The 16,745-nt window shown below is 47.3% G+C and carries 4 protein-coding genes; all 4 read right to left on the bottom strand.

Translation table 11 applies throughout. The features are described from left to right. Nucleotides 1-15 precede the first annotated feature (15 nt). Complete coding sequence (locus KVT36_RS12485) at nt 16-2,097, bottom strand: OmpA family protein (RefSeq protein ID WP_217603833.1); 2,082 nt, start codon at nt 2,095-2,097, stop codon at nt 16-18. A 26-nt stretch (nt 2,098-2,123) separates the two neighbouring features. Next, nucleotides 2,124-3,092, bottom strand: a complete 969-nt coding sequence (locus KVT36_RS12480; RefSeq protein ID WP_217603832.1) for a type IX secretion system membrane protein PorP/SprF — start codon at nt 3,090-3,092, stop codon at nt 2,124-2,126. 20 nt (nt 3,093-3,112) lie between these two features. Then, nucleotides 3,113-15,010, bottom strand: coding sequence for an Ig-like domain-containing protein (locus KVT36_RS12475; protein ID WP_217603831.1), 11,898 nt, complete (start codon nt 15,008-15,010; stop codon nt 3,113-3,115). Between the two features lie 738 nt (nt 15,011-15,748). Then, on the bottom strand, nt 15,749-16,729 hold the full coding sequence (locus KVT36_RS12470; protein WP_217603830.1) for a DUF5007 domain-containing protein: 981 nt from the start codon (nt 16,727-16,729) through the stop codon (nt 15,749-15,751). Nucleotides 16,730-16,745: the final 16 nt, after the last annotated feature.

Genomic DNA, 16,745 nt, shown 5'->3' with positions numbered 1-16,745 from the left:
TGGGGGGAGCCTTTTTTAGTCTGTCAGTATCATAAACTCTGTTCTCCTGTTCAGCTGGTGCTCTTCTTCACTGCACTCCACGCCATTCTTACAGCGGTTCAGCAATTTGGTTTCGCCATAGCCTTTTGCTACCAGTCTTTTCTTTTCAATGCCTTTGCTGATAAGATATTTCACCACTGCTTCAGAGCGCTTCTGCGACAGCCTCAGGTTATAGACATCATTACCGCGGCTATCCGTATGCGTGCGCAGCTCAATTTTCATGTGCGGATGCTGCTGTAATAATTTAACAAGGGTATTCAGCTCAACGGCTGCTTCGGACCGTATATCTGCCTTATCAAAATCAAAGTATACATTGAGCACCTGCAGCCTGGGTCTTACCGGCAATATAGGCAGGTAAAGGCTTTGATGCAGCACGGTCGTTTTTTTCAATCCATGGGTGCTCACGGTTTTCTCATCCCATGTATAATTTTCCTTTTGCCCGTGCAGCATATAAACGGTACCGGTATCCAGGTCAAAGCGATAATAACCGGCATCATTTGTTTGAACGGTGGCTATTGGTGTTTTAGAAATGAACAACGTTACTGCTGCATTTTCCAGCGGCTCTTTTGTTTCACTGTCGTACACCGTACCATCTATAGAGAACTGGAGCAGGCTGGCTAATTGCGGCAGCGCCGGCTTTTTAGGCGGCTCTACCGGCTCCTTGGCAATGGGTACTATTTTCTGTGTGGTGTCTGCCGGTTTCTTCACGGTATCTATCAGCGGCTCATCTTCCGGCGTGCCTACCGGCATTACAGGCTTCACATGCGGGTACACGCGGTAAATATCATCTGCCCCTTTTCCGCCACTGCGGTCCGATGACATGTATAACATATTCCCATACTGGTCCAACGTAAACGAAAGATCATCCTGCGGTGAGTTAATGGGGGACTGCATATTTACAATAGCGCCTACACCGGTAATGGGCCCGCGGAAAATATCCAGGCCGCCCATACCAATACCACCATCGCTGGAAAAGAACAGGTGGCCCTGCCGGTCAATAATGGGGCAACGCTCATTACCTTCTGTATTTAACCAGGCCAGGTTTTGCGGTTTGGTCCAGCCTTTATCTGTACGAAAACAGCGGTACAGGTCTGTACCACCATCACCTCCCGGCATGTTAGATGAAAAATATAAGGTATCACCCGTGGGCGTAATAAAAGGGTCGCCTACCGAGTATACGTCCACGTTATTATACATAAAAGGCACGGGCGCCTGCCAGCGGCCACGATCGTCTTTCTGGCTGCTGTATATTTCTACGTTAATAGTTTTGAGCGCTCCTTTTCCCTTAGCTGTTTTGCGCGGTATTTCGGTGAGCGAAAAAAATAGCTGTCTTTCATCTTCCGTAAAGGTAGCGGCGCCCACATGGTATCGTGTACCGGCATTAAACGGGTAAACGGTCACGCTATCCTGCCCCTTTTTATAATACAGGCGCAGGTATTGGTTGCCTGTCCAGCCATAAATGGCTTCATCCGGAAGCTTCTCCGTATCAAAGCGCAGGAATGGCTTATCTGTTTTTGAGGGCTGTGTAATGATCCTGTCGGATGTGAATACAACCCCACCCTGGTAAGGTACTGCCGCCCAGTCGGACTGTGGAGAGTTCAGCGCCTCTATATTCTCTACCGTAATAATGCTGGAGATATTCATCCAGCTGATGGCGGAATCACAGGAGGCCAGCCAGTTATGCTTTTGCCGGTCCGACAGCCTGCCGGCGGTATCAGTAGCTATATATTTCCGGTATTGCTCTTTTGCTGCGGCATAACGGGCATTGCTCTGTAAAGCTTTTGCGTAATATAACAGGTTCTCCGGCTTACTGCCTTTCATACCTGCTGCAATGGCGCACCATTTTTCTGCCTGGGGGTAGTTGTTCGTCTGGCGGTAAATATCAGCCAGTCTTTCCGCAGCATGCAGCATGCGCTTTTTCTCATAGGCTTTTTCATACAGTGTTATTGCCTTACTGAAGTTATAAAGCACATACTGGTGATCTGCCTCCTTTATTATATACTGCGCCTGCGTTGTGAAGGACAACAACAGTAATAACCCGGTCATGTATCTACTCATCTGGAAAAGCTGTTTCATTGAATCGTTTAAAACACCCGCGGGGTGGCCATCCGCATATCCGGACCGGCAAATGAAAAACCGATAGAGATCTCATGCGAACCGCTGCTGTAGCTTTGCAGCGGGCCTACTGAGAAATCATATGCGTACCCTACACGCAGGTTGCTGACCGGGAAAAACTCTATGACCGCCACTGCCGCATTCCGTTTTATCAGCACCTTTTGCAGGTAATTTTTATCATACAGCTTTAAACCGGTACGGTAAGAGCCGCCCACCCAGATCTTTTCCTTAAAGAGCAGGAAAGCGTTCATATCCAGGCTGGAAGGGCCGCCCCGGTCATCCTTCAGTAAAAAGGAAGGTTTAAGCTGGATGCTTTCACATAGCGGCAGCAGCATTCCCGCGGTAAGGTAATAGTGCGGCCTGGGCTGCGGAATATAGATGTAGCGCGATTTATTCATGTGCGGCGCAATGAGATTATCCACTGAAAAACCTGCAAATACACGGTCGTTTGAAAAGAACACTCCTGCCCTCGCATCCGGCACTAGTGTGGTTTGCGTACCACCCGGCATATCCAGCTCAGGATCATTGGTGGTAAGCAGCGAGCCATTGATACCAAGCTGCAGCAGTCCCCCGCTGATGCCAAAGGCCAGGCGCGAGCTGCCATCTTCATTTAGCCGTATACGGTAGGCATAGTTAGCATACACGCCTTGTGTGCTTTGCGCGCCCAGCTTATCGCTGAAAAGCTGTAAGGCCAGGCCTACATTGCCCTCATTGGCAATGGCATCCACCGCTACGGAAAAGCTGCGGGGCGCCCCCTCAATACCCGTCCACTGGGCCCGGTAAAAGCTGTGCACATTCAGCACCTCTTTATAACCGGCGTAGGCGGGGTTGATGTAGATCCCGTTAAACATATACTGGCTGTACTGCGCATCCTGCTGGGCAAGCGCGAACCTGCCAATCAGCAACAGCAAACCTGTGAATATGATGCCTTTTCTCATAACGACAATTTATAAGAACATTAATGTTTGAATGCGCGGATCAGCGTTGTATACCCTTTCAGTACTTCCCATCCAGAACCATTTGTTTTCTTTATGCGTAACAGGTAATAGTAGGTGCCTTCATTCAGCCCCTCACCAAACCAGTTATTCTGGTAGCCCTTCTGGCGGAACACTTCATTACCCCAGCGGTTAATGATCACCAGCTCATTTTCTGCGTACTGGTTCAGGCCGCGTATTTCAAAGGCATCGTTCTTACCATCGCCATTCGGTGTGAACAGCGTTGGCACTTTAAGATCTGAGAAAGAGATGCCCAGCTTCACAATAGCTACATTGGTAATATAACCATCTGCATCCCGTACCTGGTAGGTAAAGCTGTCATCGCCCTTATAGCTCAGATCCGGTGTGTAGGTAATGGTACCATCTTCATTAACATTCGCGCGGCCATGCTGCGGTTGTGTAATAACCGCCACCGTACCGGTGTTGAATGTAGAATGACCTGCATCATCATTATCCAGTACCGGGATAGTTACCGGTGCATTCACTTTCGTGGACATTTCATCGTCCACAGCCACCGGCGATCTGGATACTTCAGTTACGGTAGGCGCATCGTTATTACCTCCTGTACCGGAGATATCTGTAATAGTTGTGTTAACCGGTGTTTGTCCGCTTACGGAGGCAGTATTGCTTACGCTGCCATGATCACGGTCGGCCTGTGTAAGCATGTACACGGTTGTTTCCGTGATTACGGCGCCAGGCAGGAAATTGCCGGTAATGGTTTTACTTAATCCCAGCATGGGATCTGATACCGTTACGTTATGTAAGGTTACATTGCCGGTGTTGGTGATGGTGAATGTATAGGTGATGCTGATACTGTCCGCACGTACCAGACCTGTTTTTACCAGGGTAATGGCCGGGTTGTCAGCCATACCTACCGTGATGTTAACAGTAACCGTAGTGGTACCACCCTTGCCATCACTGATGATGATGGTAAAGTTATCCGGACCGGTGTAACCAGGCGCCGGTGTATAGGTATAGGTGCCATCAGGATTTACTACTACCGTACCATGCGCAGGATCTGTGCCCTTCGTGAATGTCAGCGGATCTCCGTCTACATCTGTACCGGTTACCGCGCCGCTTACCGGCATTCCTTCCTGGGTAGTTTTGCTGTTGCCGGCGCTGATGGGTGCATCATTTACCGGTATTATGGTAATGTTTACCGTTACCGTTGTGTTGCCGCCCTTACCATCGCTGATAATGATGGTAAAGCTATCCGGGCCGTTATAATTGGCAGCCGGTGTGTAGGTATAAGTACCGTCAGGATTTACCACTACTGTACCATGTAATGGATTGTTGCCTTTAGTATAGATGAGCGGATCCGCATCTGTATCGGTACCGGTAATGACGCCGTTTACAGGAGTATCCTCATTAGTGGTTTTGCCGTCATTATTGCCGGCAGGCGCATCGTTTGCTGGTGTAACAGTGATGTTTACTGCTGCCGGTGTGGCGGCGTAGGCGGTGCCATCGGAGCCGTTCCAGTTGAAGCTGTCGGAGCCTGTGAAGTCAGCGGCTGGTGTGTAGGTGATGTTTGCCAGATCAGCGGCTAAGATTTCCTGACCTGCGGTGATGTTGGTACCGTTTAGTTTTAAAGTACCGTGTGCAGGCAGGGTGGTGATTTGGGTTTTTACTAACGGATCGCTGTCGGTGTCGGTGAACTTGCTGGTGAAATCTGTGGTGGTGAAGGCTAATGTGTTATCCTCTACAACTGTTTTTGGTATGTTGGTGACTACCGGTGCATCATTGGCTGGTGTAACGGTGATGTTTACTGCGGCTGGTGTGGCAGCGTAAGCGGTGCCGTCGGAGCCGTTCCAGGTAAAGTTATCGGAGCCGTTGAAATTAGAGGTTGGTGTGTAGGTGATGTTTGCCAGGTCAGCGGCAAGGATTTCTTGCCCCGCAGTAATGTTAGTACCATTCAGCTTCAGTGTACCGTGCGTGGACAAGGTGACAATCTGGATTTTTACTAACGGATCACTGTCTGTGTCAGTGAATTTGCTGGTGAAATCAGTGCTTGTGAAGGATAATGTGTTATCTTCTACTACTGTTTTTATTATATCAGCTACTGCCGGTGCATCATTGGCTGGTGTAACGGTGATGTTTACAGCGGCCGGTGTGGCGGCGTAGGCGGTGCCGTCGGAGCCGTTCCAGTTGAAGCTGTCGGAGCCGTTAAAGTCAGCGTTTGGTGTGTAGGTGATGTTAGCCAGGTCCGTTGCCAGGATTTCCTGGCCTGCTGTGATGTTGGTACCGTTCAGTTTTAAAGTGCCATGCGTAGGCAGGGTGGTGATTTGGATTTTTACTAACGGATCACTGTCTGTGTCAGTGAACTTGCTGGCAAAGTCTATACCGGTGAAGGTCAGCACGTTATCTTCTACTACTGTTTTCGGAACATCGGCTATTACAGGTGCATCATTGGCTGGTGTAACAGTAATATTTACTACGGCCGGTGTGGCGGCGTAAGCCGTGCCATCAGAACCATTCCAGGTAAAGTTATCGGAACCGTTGAAGTCTGCGGCTGGTGTGTAGGTAATATTCACTAAATCAGCAGCCAGGATTTCCTGCCCGGCGGTGATATTAGTACCATTCAGCTTAAGCGTTCCATGAGTGGGCAGTGTTACGATCTGGATTTTTACTAACGGATCGCTGTCGGTATCGGTGAATTTGCTGGTAAAGTCAGTGCCCGTAAAGGCCAGCACGTTATCTTCTATTACTGTTTTTATTATATCAGCTACTGCCGGTGCATCGTTGGCTGGTGTAACGGTGATATTTACAGCGGCTGGTGTGGCAGCGTAAGCCGTGCCGTCTGAACCATTCCATGTAAAGCTATCGGAGCCGTTGAAATCTGCATCAGGCGTATAGGTGATGTTAGCAAGATCAGCTGCCAGAATCTCCTGACCTACAGTAATGTTAGTACCATTCCGCTTCAGCGTACCGTGCGTAGGCAAGGTAACAATCTGGATTTTCACTAATGGATCACTATCGGTATCCGTAAACTTGCTACTAAAGTCGGTACCAGTAAAGGCCAGCACATTATCTTCTATCACTGTCTTAGGCACATCAGCTACTACCGGTGCATCGTTCGCAGGAGTAACGGTGATATTTACAGCGGCCGGAGTAACAGCGTAAGCCGTACCATCGGAGCCATTCCAGTTGAAATTATCGGAGCCATTGAAGTCTGCATCAGGCGTGTAAGTAATATTGACCAGGTCAGCTGCAACAATCTCCTGACCAGCAGTAATATTAGTACCATTCAGTTTCAGCGTACCATGCGTAGGCAGTGTTACCACCTGTATTTTTACTAATGGATCACTATCTGTATCAGTAAACTTGCTCGTAAAGTCGGTGCCGGTAAATGTCAGCACGTTATCTTCCACCACTGTTTTTGGCACATCGGCTACTACTGGTGCATCATTAGCTGCTGTAACCGTAATATTTACAGCAGCTGGTGTGGTAGCATAAGCTGTTCCATCAGAGCCGTTCCAGGTAAAGTTATCGGAACCATTAAAGTCTGCATCTGGTGTATAAGTGATGTTAACCAGGTCGGCGGCCACGATTTCTTGGCCAGCGGTAATATTAGTACCATTCAGCTTCAGTGTACCATGCGTAGGCAAGGTAACAATCTGAATCTTAACTAACGGATCGCTATCGGTATCAGTGAACTTGCTGGTAAAGTCGGTGCCGGTAAATGACAGCACGTTATCTTCCACCACTGCTTTCGGCACATCGGCTACTACTGGTGCATCATTTGCAGGTGTAACAGTAATATTTACAGCGGCCGGTGTGGCGGTGTAAGCCGTGCCGTCAGAACCGTTCCAGGTAAAGCTATCGGAACCGTTGAAGTCTGCATCTGGCGTGTAGGTGATATTGGCTAAATCGGCCGCAACAATCTCCTGACCTGCTGTGATGTTAGTACCATTCAGCTTCAGTGCACCATGTGTAGGCAGTGTTACCACCTGTATTTTCACTAACGGATCGCTGTCGGTATCGGTAAACTTGCTGGTAAAGTCAGTGCCCGTAAAGGCCAGCACATTATCTTCTACTACTATTTTCGGAACATCAGCTATTACTGGTGCATCGTTTGCCGGAGTAACAGCAATATTTACAGCGGCTGGTGTGGCTGCGTAAGCCGTACCATCAGAACCGTTCCAATTAAAGTTATCGGAGCCATTGAAGTCTGCATCTGGTGTATAAGTGATATTGGCTAAATCAGCCGCAACAATCTCCTGACCTGCTGTGATGTTAGCACCATTCAGTTTCAGCGTACCGTGCGTAGGCAAGGTAATAACCTGAATTTTCACTAATGGATCACTATCGGTATCAGTGAACTTGCTGGTGAAGTCTGTACCGGTGAAGGCGAGCACATTGTCTTCTACTACTGTTTTCGGCACATCGGCTACTACTGGTGCATCATTTGCAGGTGTAACCGTAATATTTACAGCGGCTGGTGTGGCGGCGTAAGCCGTACCATCAGAACCATTCCAGTTGAAATTATCGGAGCCATTAAAGTCTGCATCAGGCGTATAAGTAATGTTCACCAGGTCGGCCGCCAGAACTTCCTGACCAGCGGTAATATTAGTACCATTTAGCTTTAAGGTACCATGAGCAGGCAATGTTACCATCTGTATTTTCACTAACGGGTCACTGTCCGTATCGGTGAACTTACTGGTAAAGTCTGTACCCGTGAAGGTCAGCACATTATCTTCTACTACTGTTTTCGGCACATCGGCTACTACTGGTGCATCATTTGCAGGTGTAACAGTAATATTTACAGCGGCCGGTGTGGCGGTGTAAGCCGTGCCGTCAGAACCGTTCCAGGTAAAGCTATCGGAACCGTTGAAGTCTGCATCTGGCGTGTAGGTGATATTGGCTAAATCGGCCGCAACAATCTCCTGACCTGCTGTGATGTTAGTACCATTCAGCTTCAGTGCACCATGTGTAGGCAGTGTTACCACCTGTATTTTCACTAACGGATCGCTGTCGGTATCGGTAAACTTGCTGGTAAAGTCAGTGCCCATAAAGGCCAGCACATTATCTTCTACTACTATTTTCGGAACATCAGCTATTACTGGTGCATCGTTTGCCGGAGTAACAGCAATATTTACAGCGGCTGGTGTGGCTGCGTAAGCCGTACCATCAGAACCGTTCCAGTTGAAATTATCGGAGCCATTGAAGTCTGCATTCGGTGTATAAGTGATATTGGCTAAATCAGCCGCAACAATCTCCTGACCTGCTGTGATGTTAGCACCATTCAGTTTCAGCGTACCGTGCGTAGGCAAGGTAATAACCTGAATTTTCACTAATGGATCACTATCGGTATCAGTGAACTTGCTGGTGAAGTCTGTACCGGTGAAGGCGAGCACGTTGTCTTCTACTACTGTTTTCGGCACATCGGCTACTACTGGTGCATCATTGGCGGGTGTAACCGTAATATTTACAGCGGCTGGTGTGGCGGCGTAGGCGGTGCCATCAGAACCATTCCAATTAAAGTTATCAGAACCATTAAAGTCTGCATCTGGTATGTAAGTGATGTTGGCCAGATCTGCTGCCAGGATTTCCTGACCTGCGGTGATGTTAGTGCCATTCAGCTTTAATGTACCATGAGCAGGCAATGTTACCACCTGTATTTTCACTAACGGGTCACTATCGGTATCGGTGAACTTGCTGGTAAAATCGGTAGCGGTGAAGGCGAGTACATTGTCTTCTACTACTGTTTTTGACACATCGGTTACAACTGGTGCATCATTGGCCGGTATTACAGTGACATTTACAGCTGCCGGCGTGGCAGCATAGGCCGTACCATCAGAGCCGTTCCAGGTAAAGTTATCCGAACCATTAAAATCAGCATCAGGCGTATAAGTGATATTAGCCAGATCAGCTGCAACAATCTCCTGACCAGCAGTAATATTAACACCATTCAGCTTTAAGGTACCATGCGTAGGCAATGTTACGATTTGGATTTTCACTAACGGATCGCTATCGGTATCCGTAAACTTGCTAGTAAAGTCGGTACCAGTAAAGGCCAGCACATTATCTTCTATCACTGTCTTAGGCACATCAGCTACTACCGGTGCATCGTTCGCAGGAATAACGGTGATATTTACAGCGGCCGGAGTAACAGCGTAAGCCGTACCATCGGAGCCATTCCAGTTGAAATTATCGGAGCCATTGAAGTCTGCATCAGGCGTGTAAGTAATGTTGACCAGGTCAGCTGCAACAATCTCCTGACCAACAGTAATATTAGTACCATTCAGTTTCAGCGTACCATGTGCAGACAGTGTAATGATCTGGATTTTTACTAATGGATCGCTATCGGTATCGGTGAACTTGCTGGTAAAGTCTGTACCGGCAAATGTCAGTACATTATCTTCTACTACTGTTTTCGGCACATCGGCTACTACTGGTGCATCATTTGCAGGTGTAACCGTAATATTTACAGCGGCTGGTGTGGCGGCGTAAGCCGTACCATCAGAACCATTCCAGTTGAAATTATCGGAGCCATTAAAATCAGCATCAGGCGTATAAGTGATGTTCACTAAATCAGCAGCAACGATCTCCTGACCGGCAGTAATATTAACACCATTCAGCTTCAATATACCATGCGTAGGCAGCGTTACCACCTGGATTTTCACTAACGGATCACTATCAGTATCCGTAAACTTGCTGGTAAAGTCTGTACCCGTGAAGGTCAGCACATTATCTTCTACTACTGTTTTAGGCACATCTGCTATTACTGGTGCATCGTTGGCTGGTGTAACGGCAATATTTACAGCAGCCGGTGTGGCAGCGTAAGCCGTACCATCAGAGCCATTCCAGGTAAAATTATCAGAACCATTAAAGTCTGCATCTGGTGTATAAGTAATGTTCACCAGGTCGGCCGCCAGAACTTCCTGACCAGCGGTAATATTAGTACCATTCAGCTTTAATGTACCATGAGCAGGCAATGTTACCACCTGTATTTTCACTAACGGGTCACTATCGGTATCGGTGAACTTGCTGGTAAAATCGGTGGCGGTGAAGGCGAGTACATTGTCTTCCACTACTGTTTTTGACACATCGGTTACAACTGGTGCATCATTGGCCGGTATTACAGTGATATTTACAGCTGCCGGCGTGGCAGCGTAGGCCGTACCATCAGAGCCGTTCCAGGTAAAGTTATCAGAACCATTAAAGTCTGCATCTGGTGTATAAGTAATGTTCACCAGGTCGGCCACCAGAACTTCCTGGCCAGCGGTAATATTAGTACCATTCAGCTTTAAGGTACCATGCGTAGGCAATGTTACGATTTGGATTTTCACTAACGGATCGCTATCGGTATCCGTAAACTTGCTAGTAAAGTCGGTACCAGTAAAGGCCAGCACGTTATCTTCCACCACTGTCTTAGGCACATCAGCCACCACCGGTGCATCATTCGCAGGAGTAACGGTGATATTTACAGCGGCCGGAGTAACAGCGTAAGCCGTACCATCGGAACCATTCCAGTTGAAATTATCGGAGCCATTGAAGTCTGCATCAGGCGTGTAAGTAATGTTGACCAAGTCAACTGCAACAATCTCCTGACCAGCAGTAATGTTAGTACCATTCAGCTTCAGCGTACCATGCGTAGGCAGGGTCAAGATCTGAATTTTCATTAACGGATCACTATCGGTGTCTGTGAACTTGCTCGTAAAGTCTGTGCTGGCAAACGCAAGCACATTATCTTCCACCACAGTTTTCGGCATGTCTGCTATTACCGGTGCGTCATTGGCTGGCGTAACTGTAATATTTACAGCGGCCGGAGTAACAGCATAAGCCGCACCATCGGAGCCATTCCAGTTAAAGTTATCTGCACCATTGAAATCAGCATCAGGCGTGTAGGTGATGTTAGCCAGATCAGTTGCCAGGATTTCTTGTCCAGCGGTGATATTAGTACCATTTAGTTTTAAAGTACCGTGTGTAGGCAAGGTAACAACCTGAATTTTCACTAACGGATCGCTATCAGTATCCGTAAACTTGCCGGTAAAGTCAGCACTAGCAAACGCCAACACATTATCTTCTACCACAGTCTTCAGCACATCAGCTACTACCGGCGAGTCATTCGTCGGTGTAACAGTAATATTAACCGGCGATGCTGCAGCAGCATAAGCTGTACCGTCATAACCATTCCAGTTAAAACTATCAGCACCATTAAAATCAGCAGCAGGCGTATAAGTAATATTCACTAAATCAGCAGCAACAATCTCCTGACCCGCAGTAATATTAACACCATTCAGTTTCAGCGTACCATGTGCAGGCAGGGTTACTACCCGGATCTTCACTAACGGATCAGTATCAGGATCGGCAAATTTGCTGGTGAAATCCACCGCTGTAAAGGCCAGTACATTATCTTCTGCTACTGTTTTTGGAACAGCCGTTACTACCGGTATATCATTAACGGGAGTAATGCCCAGCGTCAGGATCTGGGTATCCTGCATAGCGCCGCCAATGCCGGTATTGCCATTATCATTAATGTTCACAGTAATGCTCAGCGTAACCGGCGGATTCTGTGAAGTATTATACGTCAGCTTGTCTGACACCAGGTAGGCGTTAATATCATCCACGGTGCCGGTTAAAGTAAGCGCACCAGGTGTGCCGCCTATCGTTATGCCGGTACCGGGCAATGCAGTGAAAGTGCCATTGGGAACACTAAAAGTAACCGTCACAGGACTGGTGCCCGCATCAATATCTATAAATGACACACCGCCCATAGAAACCGGTACATCTTCTGTTACGGCAATACTGGTGGGCAACGAAATAATAGGTGCATCGTTTACCGGTGTAATATTAATAGTAGTATGCGCTACACCGGCAGTATAAGAGATACCATCGGAACCGTTCCAGTCAAATCCCGTTGTACCGTTCCAGTTAGCAGTAGGTACAAATGTAATGTTGCCCAGCTGTGCAGCAGGGATCTCCTGCCCTATGGTAATGTTCACCCCACTTAGCTGGAAGCTGCCGTTCAGCGGCAGGCTGGTGATCATGATCTTATTTAAAGCCGTTCCATCACCATCCGTATAATGCGTGCTGAAGTTGGCTGCGGTAAAGGCAAGTGTATTATCCTCACTGCCGTTTACGGTAAAATCCGTAATAGCCGGTATCGTATTTACCGTAGCAGCAACTACAAAAGTGTATACGGAACGGGCTGCATTCGGATCATTATTATTAATGGTGATAGTGGCGGTATAAGTGCCCACAGCATGAGCAGCCGGGTCAAAACGTACCACGAAGTTCGTGCTGCTGCCGCTTGTAATAGAATTGGAAGCCGGCTGTGTGAAGATGGTAAAACCCGCATCGCCCGTTTTACTTACCGCTGGTGTACCGGTTAAAGTAACAATACCGGTGCCCACATTCTGGATAGCAAAGGTGTGATTCACGGCACTGCCGCCAGGCGTAATAGTGCCGAAATTAGTACCATCCGTTATATAGGTAGTAGTGCTGGCATCTGCTATGGTAATGGTATTACCGGTTACATTAATGCGCGGGCTGGTTAAGATAACGATAGTGGTGGTGGATGCAGGACCTGTTTCCACACCATCATTTACAGCCACGGTGATAATACGGTTAGTAGTATTAGGCGAACCGGCCGTATTCTTATATTCCAGCATTTTGATAGCAGCAATATAATTTGCCTGCGAAGCCTGGCCGGAGAGCGTGATTGTGCTGGTACCATTACCCGAAATGGTAATACCGGCAGGCAGTACGCCATTCAGGTTCAGCCTTTCGCTGCCTGCATTCAGCACATTGGTTAAAGTAACAGTAGCGCTGAAAAGATCGCCGGCATCCGGGTCCACGATACTAAGATCGGCATCTGCGATCTTTGAGCCGGTAGCACTTCCGGCGTTAAAATAGTTCAGGTAATTATAACTACCTGTAGCACCGGAGCTATTGTCCGGATCCAGGTTTACGAGCGGACAGTTATTTACATTTACTGTTTTGGTGATCTTATTGTTATCGTAGTAGCATTCTTTATAAGTAGTGTTCTGGTTAGCAAGAGATGACAGCGTAAAAGGCGTGCCCACCGTATGTCCTACGCCACCAGGCACAAAGCTGCCATTGTCGTTGATGATCAGTGTTAAAGGCACATTCAGGTTGCTGTAACCTGTCATGTCAATATCAAAAACAAACACCTTACATTCTCCTACACCCACGGCCTGGCCAAAGGTACCGGTATATACTAGCTTAGCGGCAGGGTCCACGGTCGGATCGCCCTGGTAAAATGAAATGGGCATCCCCCCGTTACTGTTACCGGAACCGGGATTACATATGTTTATATTGGCCTTTACTATATTACAGGAAGCGCCTTTGGTGAAAGTTATATTACCCCCGCCATCACTAAAGGCAATATCCGGTTTGGAGCCATAATAGTCTGCTGACAGCAGGAACTGGTAAAAAGGATTGGCTAAACCGGTTTTATTGGTAATTGTCAGCTCGCTTTTATCGGCCGACAAAGAAAATAAAAGGTCATAGTTATCACCGGGAATAGTGAATCCTACTGTATTTGCATGTGTGCTGGTGCTAACATTCGTTAATGGCACCCCTTTAAACGCATAGTTATCATCGCGCCTGGTAGCACCGGATAAACCTACCTGCTGATAGAAATAACCGGTAGCGGTTTCAGTAGCCAGGTCTATATAAGCATATGCTGCCAGGGAGTTCTCATTACTTTCCCGGTCTGTATTTACCGCGTTACCGGTTTCATTAAAATAAATGGAGTTGGTGCCCGGCGGTATTTTAAATACCCTGCTAACTCCTGAAGTGGAGCTTAGTCCGCTGGGGATGGCTTTAATTTCTGTATTGATAAAATCCGCGCTCATGCCCTGTCCTACACGATGGTAGAACTCCACTACATAAGCGTCATCAAAATCACGTGCATAATTGGCATCCCTCTTAATGACCAGGTTGCCGCCTGAAACATAGATCTGTGGATTATACAGGCCCACTGCACCTGCAGTTGTCAGCTTTGTTGAATAATCACCCGTTATAACGCCGGAAGAGATCATGCTGCTGGTGGAGGTGCTGCTCATGTCATTGATCACATAAGTAGATCTTCTATCCACAGAGCCGCCGTTTGATAAGGTAACAAAACCGTCTGTTAAACCGGCATCCAGGTCAATATTAAAACGTAAATTGGAATAACCTTCCTCTGTACCGCTGCTGGAATTCAGATCTGTAGCGCTGGAGTTGGTACCCTTTGCCGAAATGCTGATCAGGTTAGTGCCCGCGGGAATAGGTATTACCAGGTCGGTATTCGTGCTGGCACTCCCATGCAATAATGCCCGGATCTGCGGGCTTAACGGATTTAATGAGTTGGTATAGGGTGAAAGATATTCAACATAATATGATGTATGTATACTGGTAGCGGTTTCAGTGATGGTTAATGTGCTGCCGGAAACCGTAAAGTTAACATTGTTCAGGTCGGGCGAGGCATCTCCTATCTTGCTGGCAGCAGGGATCAGCGCACCCAATGCGGCATCCTTCCATCCGTATACGTTGGTACCGGAACCATCCGTGTTTGTATTCTTTGCATAGTTCACATACCCGGAAGAAGTATTGGCCGCAAGATTGATGATGGCATTAATGGTGATGAAATCCTCATCCCCCTGCGCGTTATCGCTACCGGTAGGCATGCCGGTTTCAGATGAGGTATAAACCGCTATGGACTTGGTTCCTGCCGGAATGGTAAAGACAGGCGCGCTGCCTCCCGGAGCCTTGTATTTAGTTTCTACACCTAACAGATCGGCTCTTTTACCACCACTGGGGCTACACGGACTATAAGGCAGCTGGCCGAATGTCAGTAATGAACACAGGATTAAGCCGGTGCTTAACAGACCTTTAATGAAATTTTTTTTCATAGACAGTATAGGATAGCTATAAAACGGGCTGCTTTTCAGATGGATGAATGCGAGGAATTTGCCCGCTGTTCACTGATTAATGAGGGGATCTGACGTGAAGATTGTCCCAAATAAACATGTCTGTTTTGTAGTGCTGTGATCTTATTTTCGCTATAGGATCTTGATATTAAAGGGATAGCACGTCCAAACGGTCAGCCTTACAAACAACTGTATTTCTTCGCTGCAAATATATAAAATCTAATTTATATAATTTAATAATAAGATTATTATTGGATAATATGCAAAAACTTTAGTGTTATAAAAAGGGTTAAACGAGTATCACAAAGACAGCAGCGGCCCCAATAACTATATGATCATGAATGTTTATCATTTCAGACATTGTCATTTTGTGGTATCTATGTGTAATGCCTGAATAACATTAGCTTAACAAACAAAAGCCAAACGCCACCTTCACGTTCCTGGGAACGATCCGGTGGCGTGGCAAACAACTGTATTTATAGGATAGATCAAAACGCTTTTAAACCCGCATCCTGCATATATATTCCGTAAAAACTGCGCCAGTATCCTGGAAACAGGCGCTCAGCAGTGGAAGCTTCGTTGGGGCGGTATGGTTAGCGGCTGGGATTGGCGGAGGGAAAACAATGTAAGTGCGGTAACATGTGGAACCACGGCTACAGATCGCAGCCCAAAATTGGACTAAGTGCCACTCCGTGGGCACTTAGTCCATGGTCTTTAAAATTAATGCACCCTCTCTGCATCCAAAAACTTAATCTCTACAATATAAGTTCCCTCCAATTTCACTACAAACGCAAACCGCGGATTCACGGAAAATGCATTTGCCGCCATATTATCCACCTTCACAAACTGCGATGGAATACGGTAATACATCAGGTGGTTCCAGTCCGTAACACCATCATTATATTTGGTGAGGGGGAACGGCGCCAGCTCAAAATCACAGATCATGGCTGTATCCGTAGTAATAATCGGATGAAAGCGTGCATAGTTCTCAAATACCGGCCTGTCGCCACGTTTAATGATCTCACCGGCCTTTGGATTGAACGGGTTGCCGTTTTTGTCCACCAGCTTCAGGATCACGCGGGCGCCTTCATCAGACACTTTCGTGAGCGTCATTTTAGGATTGCGCATGGGAATAGCCACGCTATTCACGTCAAACGCATTGGATACATTATCCTCTATGGTAAAAATATCATCCAGTGTTGGCTCTACAACGCTGATCTGGCCAAAGCTGGGAAAGGTGTGGGAGCCATGTACGTTCTGGGAGGCAATATCAAAAAGATAATCGCCCAGCGGCAGGTTCAGGGATGCTTTGTTAAACACAAACTGTCCGCTGTTCTCGTTAAAATACATAGGCTTCAGCTTCTGGATCTCGCGCTTTTTATTGAGCTGCTCCACGCTGGTATCTGTTTCCACGTTAAAAGATTCCCCGTCTTTGAAAACCAGCACTTCATAATCGTCAAAAAATGATTGAGGCGCTGCTTTGCCGGTGGCCTTATCCCGCAGGTTCAGCATTTTGAATGTTACCGGCGGCGTAGATTCGTCGGTGTTAATACGGTCCGACTGCTGCAGGGATAATCCCCTTTTGCAATAGATCACGTTATCCTTGTAGCGCATCTGGTCACTTAAAAAACCCGGCTCTACTTTTTTACAGGCAGCCATCACAAAGGCTGTACACAGTATAAGCAATAGTATTTTTTGCATGTTGTTTCGCTTTAAT

This window comes from Chitinophaga sp. GbtcB8, assembly GCF_019091455.1.
GTDB lineage: Bacteria > Bacteroidota > Bacteroidia > Chitinophagales > Chitinophagaceae > Chitinophaga.
Note: the sequence above shows the minus strand (reverse complement) of the source record. Positions and strands in the feature narration are given on the sequence as shown.